Raw genomic sequence first — 22,339 nt, forward strand, 5'->3', positions numbered from 1 at the left:
GACTTTAGACGAGCTGCCAAGGAGCCCGAACATGTCGACCCAAACCCTGCTTTCTCGTTCAGTTTCCGCAGGCCTGGATACGCGCCAGTGTCGTGAGTGGCTGCAGGCCGCCGGGCTGCGCTTCAGCATGCCCAGGCTCAAGGTGGTGGAGGCGCTGTGCAGCGCCAATGACGAAGAGGGTATCTCCGCGCGCGAGCTGCATCGGCAACTGAGCGACGCCGGCGAACCGCTATCGCTGGTCAGCGTGCGCCAGGTGCTGCGCCGCATGGAGGAAAACGGTCTGGTGCAGACGACGGGGCGTAGCCGCTACCGCCTCAGCGCGCCGGATTAATGCCCGCGTAGCAGTTCTGCTGCCTGGTCGAGCAGCGCTAGCGGGTCTTGCACCTTGTGAATGTCCACCGACAGCAACTGGCGGAAGCGCCGCGCACCTGGGAAGCCTTGAGCCAGGCCCAGCACGTGACGGCTGACGTGATGCAGGGTGCCTCCCTCGCGCAGATGCTGTTCGACGTAGGGTTTGAGTGTGAGCAGGGCGTCCATGCGGGAAATGCCCGCGTCCGCGGCGCCGAACAGGCGACTGTCCACCTGCGCCAGCAGATAGGGATTGTGATAGGCCTCGCGGCCGAGCATCACGCCGTCGAAGGTCTGCAGGTGCTGCTCGCATTCCTCAAGGGTCTTGATACCGCCGTTGAGGATGATCTCCAGGTCGGGGAAGTCCTGCTTGAGTTGGGCAGCCACGTCGTAGCGCAGCGGCGGGATTTCGCGATTTTCCTTCGGCGACAGGCCTTCGAGGATGGCGATACGCGCATGCACGGTGAAGCTGCGGCAACCGGCATCACGCACCTGGCCGACGAAATCGCACAGCTCGGCGTAACTGTCACGGCCATTGATACCGATGCGGTGCTTGACCGTCACCGGGATGTTCACGGCGTCCTGCATGGCTTTCACGCAGTCGGCCACCAGCGCGGGATGGCCCATCAGGCAGGCGCCGATCATGTTGTTCTGCACCCGGTCGCTGGGGCAGCCAACGTTCAGGTTCACTTCGTCATAGCCGTGTTCTTCGGCCATCTTCGCGCAGCTCGCCAGGTCCTGCGGGTTGCTGCCACCCAACTGCAGGGCAATCGGGTGTTCGCACTCGTTGTAACGCAGAAAACGCTCGCGATCGCCATGGATTAGCGCGCCGGTGGTGACCATCTCGGTGTAGAGCAGGGCATGGCGCGACAGCTGACGGAGAAAGAACCGGCAGTGGCGGTCTGTCCAATCCATCATCGGGGCGACGGAAAAACGGCGAGACAGGGCGGACGGCGTGGCTACAACATTTTCTAAAGACATGTGGGATGACGCGTTCTGACGTGTTGACGGGGTTTTCAGGCAAGAAACTCTGGCGCGGCGCTGTTTTACTGGTATCCGTCGCACAGTGGCGCAACTGCTGGCAACGGCGTGCAAGTCTACCAGAGCTGTGACTTTTCTCTCGCGACGCGTATCGGTTTAACGCTACAAGCTGCATGCTTTAGGTCGAGCCGCTCTCCAGACAGCGGCCAAATAACAACAACGCCTGCGTGAATTGCCTGCATGAAGATTCAACCTCTGCCTCCACTCAACAGCCTGGTGGCGTTCGAGTCAGCCGCGCGAAACCTGAGTTTCACCCTCGCGGCCAAGGAACTGAACGTCACCCAGGGTGCGATCAGCCGGCAGGTTCGTCTGCTTGAGGACTACCTCGGCAAGACCCTGTTCGAGCGCACCACCCGCGAGATCAATCTCAGCCCGACCGGCAGCCACTACTACGACACGGTGCGTGAGTCCCTGCTGCAGTTGGCCCATGCCACTGGCGAGATTCGTCATTGGCGTGGCGCGCAACAGGTCACGGTGGTGACCAGCACCGCCATGGCCTCGCTCTGGCTGTTGCCGCGGGTCGCCGAGTTCCAGCGAGACAATGAAGAAGTGGACCTGCGCATCATCGCCTATGACCACGTCAAGGATTTCTCCCGCCTGGACTGCGACCTTGCGCTGTACTACTGCCGCACGCCGCCGAAGAACATGCAGGTGACGCCGCTGTTCGCCGAAGAAGTATTCCCCGTGTGTAGCCCTGGTTACCTGGCCAAGCACCCGGATTTCTGCGACCCGACGCAGCTGGCCACCGGCACCTGGCTGTGGCTGGAAGACCCGCAGCGTGACTGGATCAGCTGGCCGGAGTGGTTCCAGCGTCTGGGCTACAAGGCGCGCGAGCCGCGGCACCGAATCAATATCAACAGCTATTCGATGCTGATCCAGTCGGCGCTGAGCGGGCAGGGCATTGCGCTGGCCTGGTCGAACCTGGTCGACAACCACCTGCAGACCGGCGCGTTGGTGCGACCCATCGATGTCACGCTGCATACCGATGCACAGTTCTGCCTGCTCGAACCGCTGGGGCGCAGCAGTCGACAGAGCGTGCAGCGCTTTCGCAACTGGTTGATGGAGCAGGTTACCAGCGAGTCCGGTGATGAGCTTCAGGCGGGTTGAAACGAGGCTGCCGCAGGCTTTTGGCCTGAGGCAGCTCGTACGTCGCCCGTAGCGTGGGCGATCAGTGAGGAAGGCGGTTTCGCGGCTGTTGGCGTGGAACCGCTGCGCAGCAGGCAGCGCTTGCCGGGTAGGCAAGTGCCTGCAGAGCGTTGCGCAGTGGCGGCAAGATGGCACCGGCGGCAACGCCGGACAAACCATTTCTCGTCATGAGTCGATGAGTTAACGACATGCATCAGCCCGCGTAATCACTGGCTTTACTCACCCATCTCTTCTGATATTTATGATTTTTTATCATAAATATCAGTGCAAAAAATCGTTTGTCGAACAATCCCCTGCTTTTCGACACTGGTGACCAACGAGCAGCGCCCTAGCGACTGCCGATCACCACCACCGTGCCTTGCAGGGGATAACAACAATGACTCAAGCCACTTCTCAGCAAATCCCAGTGCACCAACTGGAAACCGTACTCGCACCCATCCACCAAGCCACCGGCCTGTCCAACGAGTTCTATACCGACCAGAAACTGTTCGAGCTCGAGCGCGACCAGGTCATGGGCAAGACCTGGGCCTGTGTCGGTTTCGCCAGCGACCTGAGCCAGAACGGCTCGGTAAAACCGGTCGACTTCATGGGCCTGCCGCTGCTGCTGATGCGCAACCGTGAAGGCCTGGTGCAGGTGTTCCACAACGTTTGCAGCCACCGTGGCATGAAGCTGGTGGAAGAGGCCGGCACCGTGCAGGGCGTGATTCGCTGCCCGTACCATTCCTGGACCTACGACCTCAACGGTGGCCTCAAGGGCACGCCGCACGTGGGCGGCATCGACAAGCACAAGGACGAGCGTTTCGCCTGCGAGAAGCACGGCCTCAAGGCCATCCGCAGCGCCATCTGGATGGACATGGTATTCGTCAACCTGTCCGGCGACGCGCAGCCGCTGGAAGAGATGCTGGCGCCGCTGACCGCGCGCTGGAGCCAGTTCCTCGGTGATGACGGCATGGGCCTGATGCGCCGCCGCGCCAACATGGACTCCACCACCCTCGACATCGCCTGCAACTGGAAGCTGGCCGTGGAGAACTACTGCGAGGCGTACCACCTGCCGTGGGTGCACCCGAGCCTGAACACCTACTCGCGCCTGGAAGATCACTACAACATCCTCTTCGACGAGCAATTCGCCGGCCAGGGCAGCTACGCCTACAACCTCTCCGATGTTGCCGGCACCCACCTGCCGCAGTTCCCAAGCTGGCCGCAGGACCGCCTGCGCAACGCCGAGTACGTGGCTTTCTTCCCCAACGTGCTGCTGGGCATCCAGGCCGACCATGCCTTCGCCATGCAGCTGGAACCGGTCGCACCGGGCCGTACCATCGAGCACCTGCGCCTGTTCTATGTCGGTGACGAGGCGCTGAGCGACGAGTACGCCGCCTGCCGCAACGCCATTCTGGAGTCGTGGAAAGTGGTGTTCGCCGAGGACATCGCCTCGGTCGAGGGCATGCAGAAGGGCCGTCACTCGCCGGGTTACGGCGGCGGCGCGTTCTCCCCGGAAATGGACATCCCGACGCACTACTTCCACCAGTGGGCCGCGCGCAAGTTGCTGACCATCGCGCAGAACGCCTGAGGAGGCCGTCATGTATCCGATCGCCTCTCACTGGCTCAATTACATCGATGGTGACTGGGTCGACAGTGCCCAGCACCTGAGCGTGAACAACCCCGGTACCGCCGAGCCACTGGCGACCATTGCCCAGGCCACCGTCGAAGACGCCGAGCGCGCGCTGCTGGCGGCGCGTCGCTGCGCCGACAGCGGTGAGCTGACCCGCGCCCGCCCGGCGCAACGGGTCAGCTGGTTGCTGCGTATCGCCGAGGAAATCCGCGCGGTGGCGGACGAAGGCGCCTGGGTGCTGTGCCAGGAGAATGGCAAGAGCATCAACGATGCCCGCGATGAGTTCATCGAAGCCGCGCGTTACTTCGAGTACTACGCCGGTATGGCGGACAAGATCGAGGGCACCTCGATCCCGCTAGGCAACGGTTACATGGACTTCACTGTTTACGACCCGATGGGCGTATCTGCGCAGATCGTGCCGTGGAATTTCCCGGTGTCCATCTGCGCTCGCTCCCTGGCGCCGGCGCTGGCAGCCGGCAACGCGGTGGTGATCAAGTCGCCGGAGCTGTCGCCGCTGGGCATGTGCGTGCTGGTGCGCGCCATCGTCAAGGCTGGCTTGCCGCAGGGTGCGATCAACCTGATCTGCGGCCGCGGTCGTGAGGTCGGAGCGCACCTGGTGAGCAGCGCCAAGGTCGACCAGATCGTCTTCACCGGCTCGGTGCCTACCGGCCAATCGATTCTCCGTGATGCGGCGGCCAACGCCATTCCCAGCGTCATGGAACTGGGCGGCAAATCGGCCGCCATCGCCTTCGCCGATGTCGACCGCAAGCAACTGCTGGCCAGCGTCAAGAACGGCATTTTCTTCAATGCCGGGCAGGTCTGCTCGGCCATGTCGCGCCTGCTGGTGCAACGCGAGATCTACGAAGACATCGTCCAGGCGGTGGTCGAGCTGGCCGAAGGGCTCAGCGTCGGTCTCGGCCAGGACAACCCGGACCTCACCCCGGTGGTCAGTGCTGCTCAACTTGCTGGAATCGAAACCCTGTGTCGGCGCGCAGTCGATGAAGGCGCGGTACTGGCCACCGGTGGCGAGGCTCATAACGAACTGGCCGGGCACTTCATGCTCCCGACAGTATTTCGCGATGTGCGCGCGGACATGTGCATCGCCCAGGAAGAGGTGTTCGGCCCAGTGCTGGCGGTCATCCCCTTCGACAGTGAAGAGCAGGCCATCGAGATTGCCAATGGCACCGATTTCGGTCTGGTCGCCGGCGTCTTCACTCAGGACATCAGCCGCGCCATGCGCTGCGTGCGGCGCCTGCGCGCTGGCCAGGTATTCGTCAATGAGTGGTATGCCGGTGGCATCGAAACGCCGTTCGGCGGTGTTGGCCTGTCAGGCTTCGGCCGCGAGAAGGGCCAGGAAGCGCTGTACAGCTACGTACGCACCAAGAACATCGCCATTCGCGTGGCGGGGGAGTGAGCGCAATGTTCAAGACCTGGCTGTGTGTGGTTTGCGGCCTCATCTACGACGAGGCCCTGGGCTGGCCGGACGACGGCATTGTCGCTGGCACCCGTTGGGAAGACGTACCGGCGGACTGGAAGTGCCCGGAATGCAAAGTCGGCAAGGAAGATTTCGAGATGCTCGATATCAGCCCGGTCGTCGCTGCCGCCGCAGCGCCGCTCAGCACGCCGCTGCCGGTGCCGCCGCAACCGCTGCAGACGCTGGCGGCCGACGTGCGTCAGCCCATCGTCATCATCGGCAGCGGTTATGCCGGTTATGGCCTGGCCCAGGCCCTGCGCCGCGCCGATGCCGAGGTAGAAATACGTGTGCTGACTCAGGAATCCGGGCACCTGTATTCCAAGCCGGCGCTGTCCATCGGCTTGGCTCAAGGCAAGAGCGCCGACGCGCTGGCCGGTGAGTCGGCGCTGGCCATCGAGAAGCGCCTGAAGATTCGCGTCTACCCGCATTGCACCGTGGAGCGCATCGACACCACGGCGCGGCGCCTGCACACCAATATCGGTGAGATGGAGTACGGCCAACTGGTGCTGGCCAGCGGTGCCGCGCCGATTCGCCTGCCCATCGAAGGGGCCAGCGACGCGCTGATCAGCGTCAACAACCTGCATGACTACCGCAGCTTCCGCGAACGCCTGGTCGGCGTGCGACGCGTGGCGATTCTCGGCGACGGCCTGATCGGCTGCGAGTTCGCCAACGACCTGGCGGCCAGCGGTTTCCAGGTGAGCGTCATCGGCCTCGGTAAATGGCCGATGGAGCGCCTGCTGCCGGCCGAAGCTGGGCAACATCTGCAAAGTGCGCTGGCCGCGCTGGGCGTCAGCTGGCACTTGCAGAACACCCTGCGCCGCGTCGATGCGCTGGAGCAGGGCTACTGCCTGACCCTGGCCAATGGCGAAAGCCTGGAGGCCGATCTGGTGCTCTCGGCCGTCGGCCTGCAGCCCAATCTGGGCCTGGCCAAGTGTGCCGGGCTGGCCGTGGGCCGTGGGATTAGGGTCGATGCTCAGCTGCAGAGTTCGCAGCCGGGCATCTACGCGCTGGGTGACTGCATCGAGGTCGATGGGCAATTGCTGCCCTATCTGGCGCCAATCAACCAGGGCATCGCCGCGCTGAGCAAGACCTTGCTCGGCCAGCCGACGGCGGTGAGCTATCCGCTGATGCCGGTGACGGTGAAAACCCCGGCCGCGCCGCTGTGCCTGTTGGCGCCGGCACCTGGCACCGCCGGTGAGTGGCGCTGCACACCAAGCGCCGATGGTCTGAGCGCCGGTTTCTACGATGCCCAGGGGCTGGCGTGCGGCTTCGTCCTGCTCGGACGACAGGCACAGACCCAACGCAACAGCTGGCTGCAAAGCTGCCAGAACGCACAACGATCAGTGGCCTGAGGGCACGCACATGAGCAAGCAAATCAATCTGCCCCATGACGACAGCAGTTGCGGCTGGTACGCCGCACTGCCGCAGCAACCCGCTTGCAAGCGCCTGCACGGCGAGCAACGCGCCGACTACGCAGTGATCGGCGCCGGTTTCGCCGGCCTGGCCGCTGCGCGCCGCCTTGGCGAGTTGCTGCCGGACAAACGCATCATCCAGGTCGACGCCCAGCGTGTCGGCCAGGGCGCTTCCGGACGCAACTCCGGTTTCGTCATCGACCTGCCGCACAAGTTCGCCCTGGAACATCCCGACCCGGCACACAAACAGCGCCTGCTGTCGCTCAACCGCGCTGCCATCGCCCAGCTGCAGGGGTTGATCGAGCGTCACGGCATCGACTGCCAATGGTCCCATGCCGGCAAGTATCAGGGCGCGGTGGGCCAGCGTGGCCTGGCGTATCTGCAGCACTTCGAGCAGTTGCTGAAGAATCTGGGCGAACCCTTCCGCCTGGTCGAGCGCGACGAGCTGGCGCAGGTGCTGGGCAATGCCTATTACAGCCGCGCGATTTTCACACCGGGCTGCTATCTGATGCAGCCGGCGGCATTGGTCACCGGGCTGGCGCACTCGCTGCCGGAGAATGTCGAGCTGCTGGAAGAATCGCCCATCACCGGTCTGCAACGCGACGGTCACGGCGGCTGGCTGCTGCAGGGCAGTCAGGGCACGATTCGCACCGAGCAGTTGCTGCTCGGCACCAGCATCTTCACCCAGGAGTTCGGTTACCTGCGCAACCGCCTGCTGCCGGTGATGACCTTCGCCAGCTGGACGCGTCCGCTGAGCGATGCCGAGCTGGCGGCCTACGGCGGTCAGCTCGACTGGGGCCTGACTCCGGCCGATCACGCCGGCACCACGGTACGCATGACCCAGGACCGTCGCCTGATCATCCGTAACACCTACAAGCACGTGCCCAAGTACGGCAAGAGCACCAGCGACGGCATGCGCGAGTCGGTGCGCGCCGATCATCGCAAGGCCTTCCTGGCGCGCTTCCCGCAACTGGCCGATGTACCGTTCAGCCACACCTGGGGCGGCGTTTACGCGATCTCGCGCAACTTCACCAACTTCTTCGGCGAGCTGGAGCCGGGCGTGTTCGCCTCGGCCTGCGACAACGGCGTCGGCGCGGCCTGGGGCACCATCTCCGGCACGCTGCTGGCGGAAATGGCGGTGGGCAGCGATTCGGCGCAGTTGCGCGATATCCAGGCGGTCACCGGCATGCCATCGCTCAATCCTCCGGAGCCGTTCCTCGGTTTGGGCGTGCGTTCGCGCATTCGCCTGGCGGCCTGGAACAGTCGGAGCGAGCTATGAACCAGGCCGTTTCCGGGAAGGGCCCGGTGCTGCTGGTCGATCACCATGATCTGGAGTTCCTCCCGCGCGGCGGACCGCCCGGAGCAGCCTTCGTGGCGCGGGCGATCAGCAACGAGATCTCGCCGAATATCGGCATCGGCTTCGCCCGCTGGGAGGGCGCCGAGGTGGCCTGGACCCTGCTGTATGACGAGGTGATCTTCGTCATCGAGGGCTGCTTCGAGCTCAATGCCAACGGCGAGCTGTATCGCGTCAAGCCAGGGCAACTGCTGTGGATTCCCGAAGGCACCGAGTTGGTCTACGGCGGACATGCGCTGTTCGGTTATGTGGTCCATCCGGGTGACTGGAAACAACGGCACGGTCTGGCTTAGCCAGGGGAGCGTTGCCTATGGTCCCGCGCGCAGATGGAGCACGTCGGCTCCGGCGGCGTCCACTTTCATCCCTCAGGAAGTCTAGCCATGTTCGAAAACAAGAATAAGTATCTAGCCGACGAGGTCGCCACGCAGCCACTGCGCAATCCGGTCAGTGGCGAGACCCATAAGGCTGCTCGCGCCTATCGTTTGCAGCGAGTGCGTCAGCAACTCAAGGCCGTCGATTGCGCGGCGATACTGCTGTATGACCCGGTGAACATCCGCTACGCCACCGACACCTCCAACATGCAGGTGTGGACGCTGCATAACTACGCCCGCTATGCGCTGGTATTCGCCGATGGGCCTGTGGTGCTGTTCGAGTTCCACAATTGCGAACACCTGCACCAAGGCAACGAGCTGCTCGACGAGATACGTCCCGCGATCAACTGGAGCTATTTCGGTGCCGGCTCGCGCATCGGCGAGAAGGCGCTGGCCTGGGCCGACGATATACAGGCGGTGATTCGCCAGCATGCCGGCGACAAGGTGCGCCTGGCGGTGGACAAGGTCGACCTGGAGGGCCTCGACCTGCTGCGCGAGGCTGGCCTGACGCTGATAGAAGGGCACAGCCTGATGGAGCAGGCACGGCGGATCAAATCCCCCGCGGAGTTGGAATTGATGCGCTGGACCATCGCCGTGTGTGAGCGCGGCATCCAGCGCATGCACGGTGCACTGCGCCCCGGCATGACCGAGAACGAGCTGTGGGCCTGGCTGCACTACGAGAACGTGCGCCACGGTGGTGAATGGATCGAAACCCGCCTGCTGGCCTCAGGGCCGCGTACCAATCCCTGGATGCAGGAGTCCAGCGACCGGGTGATGCAGGAAGGCGAGATCGTCTGCTTCGACACCGACCTGATCGGCCCATACGGCTACTGCGCCGACATCTCTCGAGCCTGGACTGTCGGCCACGTTTCCCCCAGTACCGAGCAGCGCAAGCTCTATCGTCTGGCCCATGAACAGGTACAGCACAACATGGCGCTGTTGCGTCCGGGCTTGAGTCACCGCGAGTTCGTCGAGCAGTCCTGGGACATTCCACCGGCCTACTGGCACAACCGTTATTGCTGCGTCGTGCACGGCGTCGGCCTGGTCGACGAGTACCCGGCTCTGGCGCACAAGGGCGCCGACTGGGCCAGCAGCGGCTACGACGGCGTATTCGAGGAAAACATGGTGCTCTGCGTGGAAAGCTATATCGGCGAGCAGGGTGGCAAGGAGGGCATCAAGCTGGAGCAGCAGGTACTGATCACCGCCAACGGCTGTGAAGCCTTGTCGCGCTACCCGTGGCAAACGGACTGGCTGTGATTGGGGTGGGCCACAATAACTGGTGGAGGAGAGCACCACGGTGCACATGACCCAGAATCGCCGTCTGATCACCCGTAATACCTGCAAGCACGTGCCCGCGTACTGCAAGCGCCGCAGCGGCACCATGCGCGAGTCGGTACGCACCGATCATCGCAGGGCTTTCCTGGCGCGCAGCCCGCAGTGGGGCGATGTGCCGTTAAGCCATCGCTTCGGCGAGCTGCAGCCGGGCGTGTTCGCCACGGCCTGCGACAAGGGTATCGGTGCGGCCTGGAACAGTCGGGGCGAGCTATGAGCCAGGTCGTTTCCGAGAAATTCCCGGCGCAGCTGGTCGATCACCATCGATCTGAAGTTCCTCCCGTCCGGCGCCGCCTTCGTCGCGCAGGCGATCAGCCACGAGAACTCGCCGAACATCGGCATCGGGTTCGCCCGCTGGGAGGATTACCGATGGTCCCATTTTGCTGCGCGCCCGGCTCAGGCGTGGTGGTTTTCCGTGAGAAAGGGGTGAGCAATTGCTCGGATTGACCCAGGCGTTCGCTGCACTCTATCTGGCCAGCCTGCTGATGCAGCTCGGCTCGACCCTGCTGATGACCTATCTGGCGCTGCGCCTGACTGCCGGCGGCGTCGCCGAATTCTGGGGCGGCGCGCTGATGGCAGCCAATGCCCTGGGCATGGTGGTCGGCGGCAAGGTCGGCCAGGTGCTGATCGGCCGTGTCGGTCACATCCGGACCTACGTGGCCTGTTCCGGCATCATCTGCGCGGCAGTGCTGACACATGCCTTCAGTGAGGCATTGCCGCTCTGGCTGTTGCTGCGCTTTGTCGTCGGCGTGGCGATGATGTGCCAGCTGATGGTGGTGGAGAGCTGGCTCAACGACTGCGCGCAGAGCGATCAGCGCGGCAAGGTGCTGGGCATCTACATGGTCGCGGCCTACGTCGGCATGATGCTCGGTCAACTGGCGCTGAGCATCGACGGCAATCTCGGCCTGCATGCGCTACTCGGCGTGGTCATCGCCTTTGCCCTGAGCCAGGTGCCAGTGGCGCTGACCCGCAGTACCCATCCGACCTTACCGGACTCCGAGCCGATCGACCTGCGCCTGTTTTTGCAGCGAGTACCGCAGTCGCTGTTCACCGTACTGATCTCGGGGATGATCAACGGTGGTTTCTATGGCTTGTCGTCGATCTATGCCAGCCGACAGGGCCTGAGCACGGTGGAAGTGGGCCAGTTCATGGCCCTGGCGATTGCGGCTGGGCTGCTTGCACAACTACCACTGGGCTGGCTGTCGGATCGCCTGCCACGCGCCAGCCTGATTCGCGGTGTGGCGGCGTTGCTGATCCTGACCTGCCTGCCGCTGGCGTTCTATCAGGGCCTGTCGTTCGGCGTGCTGCTGCTGTTCAGCGCTTGCATCGGTTTCCTGCAGTTCTGCCTGTACCCGCTGGGCGTGGCCCTGGCCAACGACAACATGGAGCCGCGTCTGCGCGTGTCACTGGCGGGTTTGTTGCTCGCTACCTTCGGCGTGGGGGCCTGCATCGGCCCGCTGCTGGCCGGTGCGCTGATGGGGCATTTCGGCCCCTCCAGCCTCTACCTGTTCTTTGCCATCAGCGCGGCGGTACTGGCGGTTGCCGTGGGACAAGGGCGCGTGACCGGCGAGCACCTGCAGGACGATGCGCCGCTGCAGCATCAGGCCACACCCAATGCCCTTGCCTGCACGACCCTGGCTGCGGTTATCGAGCCAGCGGTCAGCGTGGAGGAGCGAGTCGAGGAGGCACCCAGCCAGAGGCTCTGAGCGATCCATCCCTACCTGCGAATGGATGCGCAAAGCTCAGCCAGAACGACGAGCCGGCAGGTGCCTGCCTGGCGGCTCGCCAGTGCCCGTGAAATATGGCTTTGAGGCTTTCTGGCGGCGCCCTGAGCGATCGTGTTTATTGATGATTAAAAGTCATAAGTCGCGCAGATTAAATGGTTTGTCGATGGATTCGGGCCTGTTCGACTATTGATCACCCGCAGCGTTTACCGAGCCGCCAACTGCACCTGCAGGGCTCGGCCCGGATGCGGAGAAAACTATTACAAGAACAAAATCGAGGTGCGTGCATGAAGCCTATGGTTGCGGAAAACATAGTCGGTCGAGACTTGAATATTCGAGTGCTCGGCTTGAACTTCCATCGCGTCATATTCCCCGTTTCCTTCTCCATCATCCTGTTGCTGGTTCTCCTGGCACTGAGCAATCCCGTGGTCTTCGGCGAGACGCTGGAAGGCATCAAGGGCTGGATCCTGAAGAATTTCGACTGGTTCATCATCATCATGGGCAATCTGGCGGTGCTGTTCTGCGCCGGTCTGGCGCTGTCGCCGCTGGGTAAGGTGCGTCTCGGTGGGCGCGATGCCAAACCCGAATTCAGCACCCTGTCGTGGTTCTCCATGATGTTCGCCGCCGGCATGGGCGTCGGCCTGCTGTACTGGGGCGTCGCCGAGCCGGTGGCGCAATACACGGCCTGGTGGAAAACGCCGCTGAACGTGGCTGCCAGCACCCCGGAGGCCGCCCATGCGGCGATGGGCGCGACGCTGTATCACTGGGGCTTTCACCCTTGGGCGATCTACCTGACCAGCGCGCTGGTGGTGGGGTACTTCTCCTACAACAAGGGCCTGCCACTGTCGCTCAGCTCCGGCCTGCAGCCGCTGCTGGGGCGTGGGCATCGTGGCTTGCCGGGGCAGATGGTCGACGTGTTCACCGTGGTGCTGAGCATCTTCGGCCTGGCCACTTCCCTCGGTCTGGGCGCGATGCAGGCCACGGCCGGTATTGCCCACGTACTGGGCACCCCGAACACCTTCGCCTTTCAGCTGCTGTTCATCGTCGCGGTCACTGGTCTGGCAGCGTTCTCGCTGTGGCGGGGGCTGGATGCCGGGGTCAAGGTCCTGAGCAACATCAACATGCTGCTGGCGTTGGTGCTGTTTCTGCTGGTCGCGGTCGGTATTGGCGGCATGGCGTTCTTCTCCAACACCCTGAGCGCAGCGGTCGACTACGGTCAGATGTTCCTGCCACTGAGCAACTGGATCGATCGTCCTGATCAGGACTGGTTCCAGGGCTGGACGGTGTTCTATTGGGCCTGGTGGTGCACCTGGGGCCCGCTGGTGGGCATCTTCGTCGCCCGCGTTTCCAAGGGCCGCACCCTGCGCCAGATGGTGGGCATGGTGATGCTGGCGCCGACCGTGGTCACTCTGTTGTGGTTCTCTGCCTTTGGAGGCGGCGCCATCGCCCAGGTGATCGACGGCAGCGGTGCTCTGGCGGCAGGCCTCAGTGACGTCAACATGGCTATCTTCCAGTTCCTGGAAATGCTGCCGCTGGCCGGTATCGGTTCGCTGCTGGTGGTCGCCTTGTTGGTGTTCTTCATGGTGACGTCGGTGGACTCCGGTGCGCTGGTGATCGACAACCTGTCGGCCGGTGGCGACCCCGACACCCAGCCGGTGCAGCGCGTGCTGTGGCTGGTGATGATCGCGTTGGTGACCGTCACGTTGTTCGTGATTGGCGGCGATACTGCGCTCAAGGGCATTCAGGCTGGTGCTGTGGCCATGGCCCTGCCGTTCATGGTGCTGATGTTGTTGCTGATGATTGGTCTGGTCAAAGGCCTGATCGAAGACTGCCGCAACTGACGTCTGCCAATCGACGCCCCGACACTCGCCGCAAGGCTGGTGTCGGGGCGTTTGCGTTTCTGCGTGCACCACTTTTACGACCAAAGGTGCGTTTTACCCAGCCGAAAGCAGCATTGTCTGGCGCTGGTTCGTTGTCGAAGCTGGACGCTAGGCTGCCCAGAGAACCCTCGATGACCCTGCACGCTCCACGTTCTGCCCCTGTTCGGCGCCTGGCCAATGGTGCTCTGCTGCGTGCGCAGCAACAGCCCTGGGCGCGACAGGCAGGGTTGTGCCTGCGTGTGGCCGCCGGCAGTCATGACGAGCCACCGGCCTATCCGGGCCTGGCGCACTTTCTCGAACATCTGCTGTTTCTCGGCAGCCGCAATTATTCGCCTGATCAGGGGCTGATGGCGTTCGTTCAGCGCCACGGCGGGCTCGTCAATGCCTCGACTCAGGCGCGCCACACCGATTTCGTCTGCGAGCTGCCGGCCGAGTTGCTGCAGCCGGCGCTGATGCGTTTGCTGGATATGCTTGGCCAGCCGTTGCTGGAGCTCGACGCGCAGGTGCGCGAGCGCGAGGTGCTGCACGCCGAGTACCAGGCGCGCAGCCAGGATGCCGACAGTCGCATCAATCATGCTCTGGGACAGGCGCTCGCTGCCGGGCATCGCTGCGGCGCGTTTCTGGCAGGTGATCGCAGCACACTCGTTGTGGAGTCCGCGGAATTTCAGCGGGCGCTGCGTGATCATCACCAGCGTCACTACCAGGCTCGGCATATGCACCTGACTCTGGTCGGCCCACAACCGGCCGAGCAGTTGCTGGATATCGCCGAGGCGCTACTTGGAGCGTTGCCGGCAGGCGAGGGCGACGCCTGTTCCGCTCCGCCGCTGGACCTGCTGCCGCTGCGAGCGCCGTGCCTGCACCTGCAACACAAACACCCCGGTGTGTACCTGGGCCTTGCCGTGCAGCTCGACACCCCCCACCTGAATGCATCGTTGGATCTGTTGCTGGATGCCTTGCAGGACCCTGAGCCCGGCGGCTTGCTCGACGGCTTGCGTGAATTGCAGCTGTGTCGGCAGTTGCAGGCAAGGGTGCTGTATCAGCATGGGGGGCAATGCCTGCTGCGCCTGGACCTTCCCGGCGCAGCAGCGGAGCAGGGTGCTGCGTTACGCGCGGCCGTGCAGAGTTGGGCCGCGCAGCTGCAGGGCCATGCAGATTGGTCATTGCGACTGCAGCACCAGCAGCAGGTGGCAGCGCTCAGGTTGCTTGGGCTCAGTCCGTTGGCGGCGGCCAGGGAGCTGCAAACGCCTGCTCAGGACGACAGCCACACCTTGCGCGATCTGAATGCCTTGCTGGTTTGTCTGGCTCGTGGTGAGGGGCTGATCGAACTGCAGTGCGGCGAGCAGGCGCAGCCGCCGTGGCCGGCAATCGGATTGGATTTGCCATTGCAGGCCTTGCCGATGCCATCACCAACTCCAATTCCAATTCCGAACCACCCGTGGCGGCTGCCTGGCGATGATCCGTTACTGGCCGGCGCTGTCGTGGCATCGGCCGTTTTGCCGTTGGCCGCGTTGCGACATCATCCGGGGCAGACCGAGGGTGGGCCGGCGGCGCTTTACTGGCGCGGCCCCTGTTCGGGTACGGGTGATGCGATAGCCATCGAAGCGGGGTTGCTGGCGCGCAGCACCGATCTGCGCTGGCGTGGTGAGCGGCTGGGCATCGTCAGCCAGCTGAGCGTGCAAGCGGCTGGCTGGAGTCTCTCATTGCGCGGGTCGGCACCACTATTGCCGACCTTCAGTGCTTTGCTGGTACCGCTACTGTTGGCCGCGCGGGATGAACCCGTCGAGCCCGATTCCCAGGGCATGTTGTTGCGGGCGCTGCTGCAACGTTTGCCGCAGCTCTGCGAGCTACCCAGGGCCTCGCGGTTGGAAGGGCTGAGTGTTGGGCTTGGGGCGCGCGAGCAGGCGCAGTTGAACGAGTCGTGCGTGGCTGTCGAGGCGCTTACGGATCTGTCGCCCGCGCCGTGTATCGAGACTGGAGTCGACTGGCACCAGGTCGCGCAGCCAAGTACGGATGCCGCGTTGCTGTTGTTCTGTCCCTTGCCTGCCGTCGATGCCTGCACCGAGGCTGCCTGGCGTGTGCTTGGCCAGGTGCTGCAGGGGCGTTTCTATCAGCGCCTGCGTGGCGAGCTGCAATTGGGTTACGCGCTGTTCGCCGGTTTCCACCAGGTCGAGGGTTGCCGGGGCCTGTTGTTTGCCCTGCAGTCACCCGTCTGCGAGGCGGCCGGCATCTTCGACCATATCCGCGCCTTTCTGCGCGAGCAACGGCAGGCGCTCGCCGCACTGGACGATACGGCCTTGTCGCGTTACCGCGATGCCTTGCTGCCAGCGCTGAGCCCGGCCAAGGCCAACCTGGCGCGTGCCGAGCAGCTGTGGCAGCTGCATCTGGCAGGCTTGCCCGAGGTGCACCTGCAACGGGTGCAGCAGGCGCTGACAGCCCTGACCCAAAACGATCTGCTCCAGGCTCATGAGCAGTTGCTAAGCGCCCGCGACTGGCGCGTGTTGGCCAGCGGAACTCCGTCGCCGGCCTAGGCTGCGTTCTCTTCAGCGCTCTTTGCGCGACTGCGATCAAATTTCCCACGCCATTTTTTCTGCAGGAGCCCCGGTCCGGTGCAAGGCTCTGGCTTTGCGTCGTTCTTTCGATTCGCCGCGGGGCGCGGCTCCTACAGGGTGAGGCAGTGTCTGGTGCTTGTGTAGGAGCCCCGACCCGGGGCGAAGCCTTGTGCAGCTGCGCCGCTTGTTGCTGGTGCATTTCTACGTCCTAGGGCTGGCACGGTACTAATACCTTTCTCCCACTACCGGTAGCAGGTCGGTCGCGAGCCGGCGGAAGCGCGACGGTAGCGCCCGGCCAAAGCAGCAGCGAATCGCTGCCAAGGCAGCGTATGGCCCGCCGGACCCGCTTTCGATAATCGCCTCCGACACGACTGCCCTGGCGGTCGCCACTCAAGCGGAGAGCGTTATGCACAACAACAAGATCGCCATCACTCGACTTCTGCCCCTGACCCTGGCCACCGCCGTCGCTCTGGCGACCGCGCAGCAGGCCGCCGCCGAGATCGTCCTGTATGACAAGGACGACACCACATTCTCCACCGACGGTTACATCAACGCCTTCTACGTCAACAGCGACGTGGACCGCGACGGTGAGCAGTTCGACCGCCGTCAGTCGCGGGTGAAGATGGGTTTTCTGCCCAACTGGATCGGCTTCAACTTTGGCAAGCAGATCGATGGTCTCAAGCTGACCGGCCGCTCGTCCTTCTGGGTCACCATCAACGACAGCGAAACCAACGGCACCGACACCGCCATCGACGTTCGTCAGTTCTATGGCACCGTTTCCAGCCCGGAATGGGGCGAGGTGCTGGTGGGCAAGGACTTCGGTTTGTTCTCGCGCTCCAACATCTTCCTCGACGAGCTGCTGGCCGGTTACGGCAACGTCTCCGATACCCTCGGCCTGGTGGACGGCAATGGCGTGTCCTTCGGCAACATCGGCACCGGCTACCCGTACCCGTTCCCGACCTCGCAGATTACCTACCGCAACAACAACCTGGCTGAAGGCCTGCGCTTTGCGGTCGGCATCATGGACCCGGTCGACACCAACGACGACAGCGCCACCGGCAAGGCCTATCAGGAAAACCCGCGTTTCGAATCGGAAGTCAGTTACCAGTTCGATGTGGGCGGCTCGACCATCTACACCTGGGTCAACGGCGCCTACCAGACCTCCGAGAACACCGACGACACCGTCGACAAGGTCACCTCGAAGGGCCTTGGCTATGGCGTGCAGGCCAAGTTTGGCGGCCTGTCGCTGACCGGTTCGGGCTTTCAGGCCAAGGGCATCAACCCGTTCTTCACCAACAACCTGGGCGAGCCGACCCTGCGTGACATCGACAGCGACGGCTACCTGCTGCAGGGTTCCTACACCTGGGGCAAGAACCGTGTGGCGCTGTCCTACGGCAAGACCGAGGACGACGGCAACGGCCTGGGCGTGGCAGCGGACTACGAGACCCGCGGCATCGCCTATTTCCGCACCATCAACGACAACCTCAAGCTGGTCGCCGAGTACAACCAGTACCAGATCGATGCCGCCGCCGGCAGCGGTCTGAACGAGGACACCGACACCTTCGCCGTCGGTGCGGTACTCAGCTGGTAAGCCACGCGGCTTGCGGATAACGGGAGGCCTAGGGCCTCCCGTTCTTTTAGGGATCGAAAGAGAAAAAACTGATGATCGGACTCTGGAACGAATCTGCTCAAACCTATCTGCTGGTGCTGGCGATCAGCACCACGCTGGTCTTCGCGTTACCCATCTTCCTCGTGCCGCTGACCTGGGCGCGCCTGATGCGCTGGCGCATCCCGCAGGACATCGACCTCGCGGTGTACTTCGGGCGTTGCCTGGGCGCCTTCATCCTCATCGTCGAAGCGCTGATGCTGCGAGCGGCGCTGACCGGTGAAGCGCTGCACACCACCTTCGAGGTGCTGGCCGCGGTGGCCTTGCTGATGGTGTTGGTGCATGTGCATGGCGCGATCAAGCGTATCCAGCCGTGGACGGAAACCCTGGAAATTGGCTTCTACGCCGGGATGTTCGTGCTGACCCTGATGTTCTGGCCGGCCCTGTAAGAACGCTGGTGCGCACGGCGCACCAGTTTGTAGGGCGGGTGCAACCCGCCGTTGCCCCACTGGCGGGTTGCACCCGCCCTACCTATTGAATTGCAGCGGGTTGTCGACCCATGCATGGCGTGACCAGGGTTGCGGCGGGCGTCGCGTACTGCTTCGCGAGTACGCCCTACGGATCGACTACCCAGTACTCAAGTAGCATGGGGCGGGCAGCGCCGGCCTCGTAGAATTTCCCCATGATCAGCAGGTGCATTGGGGCGTGATATGGCCTTGGAACAGTCGGAGGGCGTGCTCAGCGCCGTCTCCAGCACGAAGGATGTGGAATTGGCCGCCCAGGAACTGGCACGTCAGCTGATCCATCCCTATCTCGGTTTCGTGCTGTTCTTCTGCTCGGCTGAATACGACCTCGACGGCCTCGGCCAGGCGCTGGAGGCCCACTTCGGCGGCGTCAGCCTGGTCGGCTGTACCAGCGCCGGCGAGATCACCCCGCAGGGCTATGGCCGTGGCTGCGTGGTAGCGCTGGGCTTCGACTTGCGCTGCTTCTCCATCGCCAGCGTGCTGATCGACGAGATGGAACGCTTCAATCTGCTCGATGCGCAGCAACTGGTCGATGGCCTGGTCAAGAACTGTCGCAGCAACGAGCTGGCCTCGATCAAGGGCCATAGCTTCGCCCTGACCCTGCTCGATGGCCTTTCCAGCCGCGAGGAATTGGTGCTCGGCGCACTCAGCGCGGCGCTGGGCAGCATCCCGCACTTCGGCGGTTCGGCTGGCGACGACAACCACCTGACCCATACCCACGTCTATCACGGCGGGCGCTTCCACAGCGGCGCGGCGGTGGTGGTGCTGTTCAATACCTGGCTGGAGTTCGAGGTGTTCAGCACCCATCACATCCAGCCCAGTGCGGAAAAGCTGGTGGTGACCCGTGCCGACAGCGCCACGCGCCGGGTGTACGAGCTCAATGCCGCGCCGGCCGCGCAGGAATATGCCGACCTGATCGGCCTGCCGATCGAGGCTCTGGATCTGCGCGCGTTCGCCGCCTATCCGCTGGCGGTGCGGATCAGCGATCACTACTACGTGCGCTCGATCCAGCAGGTGCACGACGACCTCAGCCTGACCTTCTACTGCGCGGTGGAGAACGGCATCGTCCTCACCGCCATGCACCCCGGCCCCTTGCTGCCGAACCTGCAGCAGTTGTTCGCCGGGTTGGAGCAGCGACTCGGTCCGCTGCTGCTGACCATCGGCTGCGACTGCTTCCTGCGCCGCCTGGAGATCGAGAACGATGGCGGCGTCGAGTCGGTCGCCACACTGCTGCGCCAGCAGCGGGTGATCGGCTTCAACACCTACGGAGAGCAGTTCAATGGCATGCACATCAACCAGACCTTCACCGGTGTCGCCATTGGCCGACCTGTTGGGCGTGGCGAGCGCTGAGCTGCAGGCACGTTGTGCGGCGCTGGAGCAGGAGAACGCCAAGCTCAAGCGCATCAACGCCGCGCTGATCGAACGGGTTGAGTCGATCCATTCCCGTGGTGACGATGCCTATGCGGCCTTTCAGCATTCGGTGGTGCTGTCCGAGCAGGTGCGTGAACGCACCGATGCGCTGAACCAGGCGATGGCCGAGCTGAAATCCAGCAACCAACTGCTCAGCGATGCACGCCTGCGCGCCGAGACCGCGCACCAGCATTTGATCGACGCCATCGAGAGCATCTCTGACGCCTTCGTGCTGTTCGATGACCGCCAGCGTATCGTGCTGTTCAACAGCCGCTTCAAGGCGCTGTGGGCGCGCAGCCGCGCGCGCATCGGCACCGGTACGCGGTTGGAAGAAATTCGCCGGCTGAGCCGCAGCACCGGCCTAGTGGTGGAAGCGCAGCTGGGCAAGGAGGGTGAGCCGAGCCTGTTCCGCCTGCAGGACGGGCGCTGGGTGCAGGTCAGCGAGAGGCCGACCCGCGAGGGTGGGCTGGTGATCCTCTATACCGACATCACCGAGGTCAAGCAGAGCGAGGCGCTGCGCCGCGAGCAGGCCCTGGCGCAGAAGTCGCGCCTGCTGCAGCGCGCGGTCGACAACCTGTCGCAGGGCATGGCCATGGTCAATGCCGATGGCGCGCTGGAGTTGTGGAACCACCGTTTCCTCGAACTCTGCGGCCTGGCGCCGATCAACGCCCATCGGCCGTTCGCCGAAGTGATGGCGGAAAGCGAACTTGAGCCGCTGACCCCGGACAGCCGCGATGCCGCCGGCAAACCGCTGCGCCAGGTGGAGGTGCGTCTGTTCGACGGGCGCATGCTCGAAGTGCGCACCCATCCGCTGCCTACGGGCGGCTTCGTCAACACCTTCACCGATATCACCGAGCGCCATCGCCAGGCTCAGGCACTGAGTGACAGCGAGCGCTGGATTCGCCTGATCACCGACCACGTGCCGGCGCTGATCGCCTATCTGTCGGCCGATCTGGTCTACGAATTCACCAACAAGGTCTACGAGGAATGGTACTGCTGGCCGCGTGGCGCGATGCTCGGCCAGAGCCTGCGCGAAGTGCACAGCGAGGAGCATTGCCAGCGCCTGGAGCCCTACGTCGAATTGGCGCTGTCCGGCGAGAGTGTGACCTTCGAATTCGCCGAAACCAACCATAACGGACAGGAGCGCTACATGCTGCGTTCCTACGTGCCCAACCGTCAGGCCAGCGGCGAGGTGGTCGGCATCTTCGTGCTGATCCGCGACATCACCGAGCGTCGCCGGACTGCCGAGGCATTGCACCAGGCTTATCAACATCTGGAGCAGCGCGTGCGCGAGCGCACCGCCGAGCTGACCACGGTGAACGACCAGTTGCGCCGCGAAATCGACGAGCGCACGCAGATGGAGGCGCGCTTGCGTGAGGCCAAGGGCGAAGCCGAGCAGGCCAACCTGTCCAAGACCAAGTTCCTCGCCGCCGTCAGCCACGACCTGCTGCAGCCGCTCAATGCCGCGCGGCTGTTCACCAGCGCCTTGCTGGAGAGGCGCGACCTTTCCGGCTGCGCGCCGCTGGTGCGTAATGTCAGCAACTCGCTGGAGGACGTGGAAAGCCTGCTCGGTACCCTGGTGGACATTTCCAAGCTCGATGCCGGGGTGATCAAGCCGGATATCGCGCCGTTCGCCGTCAGCGAGCTGCTGGAGAACCTGGCCGCCGAGTATCACCAGATCGCCGGTAGCGAGGGTTTGCGCCTGGACTACCTGCCCAGCTCGGCCCTGGTACGCAGCGACGTGCAGCTGCTGGCGCGGATTCTGCGCAACTTCCTTAGCAACGCCATTCGCTACACCGCCAGCGGGCGCATCCTGCTGGGCTGCCGGCGGCGCGGCAACAGCCTGTCCATCGAAGTCTGGGACACCGGTATCGGTATCGCCCAGGACAAGCTGGTGGAAATTTTCCAGGAGTTCAAGCGCGGCGACAACGTGCAGCGCAAGCAGGATCGCGGCCTCGGCTTGGGCCTGGCGATCGTCGAGAAGATTGCGGGCATGCTTGGCCACCGCATTCGTGTGGCGTCGCAACAGGGAAAGGGCTCGATGTTCGCTGTGGAAGTGCCTCTGACCCGCCGCGCGCCACGCGCGCGCAGGGTGCAGGACAGCCCGGATCTGTTGCTCGAACGCCTCAGCGGTGCGCGGGTCTGGGTGCTGGATAACGACGCGGCGATCTGCGCCGGCATGCGCACCCTGCTCGAAGGCTGGGGCTGCCGGGTGGTTACTGCGCTGAGTGAAGAAGACCTGGCGTGCCAGGTGGACAACTACCATGCCGAGGCCGACCTGCTGATCGCCGACTACCACCTCGACGACGAGCGCAATGGCGTCGACGCGGTGGCGCAGATCAACGCCCGGCGCAGCGCGCCGCTACCGGCGCTGATGATCACCGCCAACTACAGCAATGAGCTCAAGCAGCAGATGCGCGAGCTGGGCCACAGCCTGCTGCACAAGCCGGTGCGACCGATGAAGTTGAAGGCGGCGATGAGCCATTTGATGGAGCGTGGGGCAGGGGCTTGAGAGTGTCGTGAACCCCGGTGCGCATGGCGCACCCTACGACGCCCAAG

The 22,339-nt window shown here is 63.9% G+C and carries 17 protein-coding genes; 16 read left to right on the plus strand and 1 reads right to left on the minus strand.

Going from position 1 to position 22,339, the window contains the following annotated elements; translation table 11 throughout:
- Positions 1 to 31: 31 nt before the first annotated feature.
- Positions 32 to 331 carry a transcriptional repressor gene (locus tag BLS08_RS22285; RefSeq protein WP_017679276.1) on the plus strand — a complete coding sequence of 100 codons (300 nt, stop codon included), beginning with the start codon at positions 32 to 34 and terminating at the stop codon, positions 329 to 331.
- On the opposite strand, the gene dusA is transcribed toward BLS08_RS22285, so the two are convergent.
- Positions 328 to 1,329 carry a tRNA dihydrouridine(20/20a) synthase DusA gene (dusA, locus tag BLS08_RS22290; RefSeq protein WP_082469401.1) on the minus strand — a complete coding sequence of 334 codons (1,002 nt, stop codon included), beginning with the start codon at positions 1,327 to 1,329 and terminating at the stop codon, positions 328 to 330. The two genes, BLS08_RS22285 and dusA, sit on opposite strands and share 4 nt — an antisense overlap.
- A 240-nt stretch (positions 1,330 to 1,569) precedes the next feature.
- Here dusA and BLS08_RS22295 point away from each other — a divergent pair, with 240 nt between their 5' ends.
- The 15 genes from BLS08_RS22295 (at position 1,570) to nahK (ending at position 22,292) form a co-directional block, all read left to right on the plus strand.
- A complete protein-coding gene (locus tag BLS08_RS22295; protein ID WP_017676549.1) occupies positions 1,570 to 2,496 on the plus strand; it encodes a LysR substrate-binding domain-containing protein in 927 nt (308 codons plus the stop codon).
- A 415-nt stretch (positions 2,497 to 2,911) separates the two neighbouring features.
- Complete coding sequence (locus BLS08_RS22300; RefSeq protein WP_026088532.1) at positions 2,912 to 4,102, plus strand: aromatic ring-hydroxylating oxygenase subunit alpha; 1,191 nt, start codon at positions 2,912 to 2,914, stop codon at positions 4,100 to 4,102.
- 10 nt (positions 4,103 to 4,112) lie between these two features.
- Positions 4,113 to 5,558 carry an aldehyde dehydrogenase family protein gene (locus BLS08_RS22305; RefSeq protein WP_017676551.1) on the plus strand — a complete coding sequence of 482 codons (1,446 nt, stop codon included), beginning with the start codon at positions 4,113 to 4,115 and terminating at the stop codon, positions 5,556 to 5,558.
- Positions 5,559 to 5,563: 5 nt separating this feature from the next.
- Positions 5,564 to 6,970 carry an FAD-dependent oxidoreductase gene (locus BLS08_RS22310; RefSeq protein WP_017676552.1) on the plus strand — a complete coding sequence of 469 codons (1,407 nt, stop codon included), beginning with the start codon at positions 5,564 to 5,566 and terminating at the stop codon, positions 6,968 to 6,970.
- A gap of 10 nt (positions 6,971 to 6,980) precedes the next feature.
- Entirely contained in the window at positions 6,981 to 8,309 is a 1,329-nt protein-coding gene (locus BLS08_RS22315; protein WP_017676553.1) for an NAD(P)/FAD-dependent oxidoreductase, read from the plus strand.
- The gene (locus tag BLS08_RS22320) at positions 8,306 to 8,677 is read left to right on the plus strand and encodes an ethanolamine utilization protein EutQ (protein WP_017676554.1); all 372 of its coding nucleotides are present in this window, start codon (positions 8,306 to 8,308) and stop codon (positions 8,675 to 8,677) included. Before BLS08_RS22315 ends, BLS08_RS22320 begins: the two co-directional genes overlap by 4 nt.
- Positions 8,678 to 8,764: 87 nt before the next feature.
- Positions 8,765 to 10,012 carry a M24 family metallopeptidase gene (locus BLS08_RS22325; RefSeq protein ID WP_017676555.1) on the plus strand — a complete coding sequence of 416 codons (1,248 nt, stop codon included), beginning with the start codon at positions 8,765 to 8,767 and terminating at the stop codon, positions 10,010 to 10,012.
- Between the two features lie 46 nt (positions 10,013 to 10,058).
- Entirely contained in the window at positions 10,059 to 10,304 is a 246-nt protein-coding gene (locus tag BLS08_RS22330; RefSeq protein ID WP_017676556.1) for a hypothetical protein, read from the plus strand.
- A gap of 217 nt (positions 10,305 to 10,521) precedes the next feature.
- Positions 10,522 to 11,793, plus strand: a complete 1,272-nt coding sequence (locus BLS08_RS22340) for an MFS transporter (protein ID WP_026088533.1) — start codon at positions 10,522 to 10,524, stop codon at positions 11,791 to 11,793.
- Between the two features lie 305 nt (positions 11,794 to 12,098).
- The gene (locus BLS08_RS22345; RefSeq protein ID WP_026088534.1) at positions 12,099 to 13,652 is read left to right on the plus strand and encodes a BCCT family transporter; all 1,554 of its coding nucleotides are present in this window, start codon (positions 12,099 to 12,101) and stop codon (positions 13,650 to 13,652) included.
- Positions 13,653 to 13,822: 170 nt separating this feature from the next.
- Positions 13,823 to 16,219 carry a pyrroloquinoline quinone biosynthesis protein PqqF gene (gene pqqF / locus BLS08_RS22350; protein ID WP_017676559.1) on the plus strand — a complete coding sequence of 799 codons (2,397 nt, stop codon included), beginning with the start codon at positions 13,823 to 13,825 and terminating at the stop codon, positions 16,217 to 16,219.
- Between the two features lie 427 nt (positions 16,220 to 16,646).
- Positions 16,647 to 17,831, plus strand: a complete 1,185-nt coding sequence (locus BLS08_RS22355; RefSeq protein WP_017676560.1) for a porin — start codon at positions 16,647 to 16,649, stop codon at positions 17,829 to 17,831.
- Positions 17,832 to 17,902: 71 nt separating this feature from the next.
- Positions 17,903 to 18,295 (plus strand): hypothetical protein, encoded by a 393-nt coding sequence (locus BLS08_RS22360; protein ID WP_017676561.1) that lies wholly within the window; start codon positions 17,903 to 17,905, stop codon positions 18,293 to 18,295.
- A gap of 261 nt (positions 18,296 to 18,556) precedes the next feature.
- Positions 18,557 to 19,720, plus strand: coding sequence for a nitric oxide-sensing protein NosP (nosP, locus tag BLS08_RS22365; RefSeq protein WP_017676562.1), 1,164 nt, complete (start codon positions 18,557 to 18,559; stop codon positions 19,718 to 19,720).
- A complete protein-coding gene (nahK, locus tag BLS08_RS22370; protein WP_164092079.1) occupies positions 19,650 to 22,292 on the plus strand; it encodes a hybrid sensor histidine kinase/response regulator NahK/ErcS' in 2,643 nt (880 codons plus the stop codon). The genes nosP and nahK overlap by 71 nt, the downstream gene beginning before the upstream one ends.
- Positions 22,293 to 22,339 lie beyond the last annotated feature (47 nt).

It is taken from the genome of Ectopseudomonas chengduensis (assembly GCF_900102635.1).
Classification (GTDB): Bacteria; Pseudomonadota; Gammaproteobacteria; order Pseudomonadales; family Pseudomonadaceae; genus Aquipseudomonas; species Aquipseudomonas chengduensis.

Bases quoted from the DNA above. Each gene is read 5' to 3' on its own strand.
- BLS08_RS22285 (WP_017679276.1), top strand. From the start codon at position 32: ATGTCGACCCAAACCCTGCTTTCTCGTTCAGTTTCCGCAGGCCTGGAT.
- dusA (WP_082469401.1), bottom strand. From the start codon at position 1,329: ATGTCTTTAGAAAATGTTGTAGCCACGCCGTCCGCCCTGTCTCGCCGT.
- BLS08_RS22295 (WP_017676549.1), top strand. From the start codon at position 1,570: ATGAAGATTCAACCTCTGCCTCCACTCAACAGCCTGGTGGCGTTCGAG.
- BLS08_RS22300 (WP_026088532.1), top strand. From the start codon at position 2,912: ATGACTCAAGCCACTTCTCAGCAAATCCCAGTGCACCAACTGGAAACC.
- BLS08_RS22305 (WP_017676551.1), top strand. From the start codon at position 4,113: ATGTATCCGATCGCCTCTCACTGGCTCAATTACATCGATGGTGACTGG.
- BLS08_RS22310 (WP_017676552.1), top strand. From the start codon at position 5,564: ATGTTCAAGACCTGGCTGTGTGTGGTTTGCGGCCTCATCTACGACGAG.
- BLS08_RS22315 (WP_017676553.1), top strand. From the start codon at position 6,981: ATGAGCAAGCAAATCAATCTGCCCCATGACGACAGCAGTTGCGGCTGG.
- BLS08_RS22320 (WP_017676554.1), top strand. From the start codon at position 8,306: ATGAACCAGGCCGTTTCCGGGAAGGGCCCGGTGCTGCTGGTCGATCAC.
- BLS08_RS22325 (WP_017676555.1), top strand. From the start codon at position 8,765: ATGTTCGAAAACAAGAATAAGTATCTAGCCGACGAGGTCGCCACGCAG.
- BLS08_RS22330 (WP_017676556.1), top strand. From the start codon at position 10,059: ATGACCCAGAATCGCCGTCTGATCACCCGTAATACCTGCAAGCACGTG.
- BLS08_RS22345 (WP_026088534.1), top strand. From the start codon at position 12,099: ATGAAGCCTATGGTTGCGGAAAACATAGTCGGTCGAGACTTGAATATT.
- pqqF (WP_017676559.1), top strand. From the start codon at position 13,823: ATGACCCTGCACGCTCCACGTTCTGCCCCTGTTCGGCGCCTGGCCAAT.
- BLS08_RS22355 (WP_017676560.1), top strand. From the start codon at position 16,647: ATGCACAACAACAAGATCGCCATCACTCGACTTCTGCCCCTGACCCTG.
- BLS08_RS22360 (WP_017676561.1), top strand. From the start codon at position 17,903: ATGATCGGACTCTGGAACGAATCTGCTCAAACCTATCTGCTGGTGCTG.
- nosP (WP_017676562.1), top strand. From the start codon at position 18,557: ATGGCCTTGGAACAGTCGGAGGGCGTGCTCAGCGCCGTCTCCAGCACG.
- nahK (WP_164092079.1), top strand. From the start codon at position 19,650: ATGGCATGCACATCAACCAGACCTTCACCGGTGTCGCCATTGGCCGAC.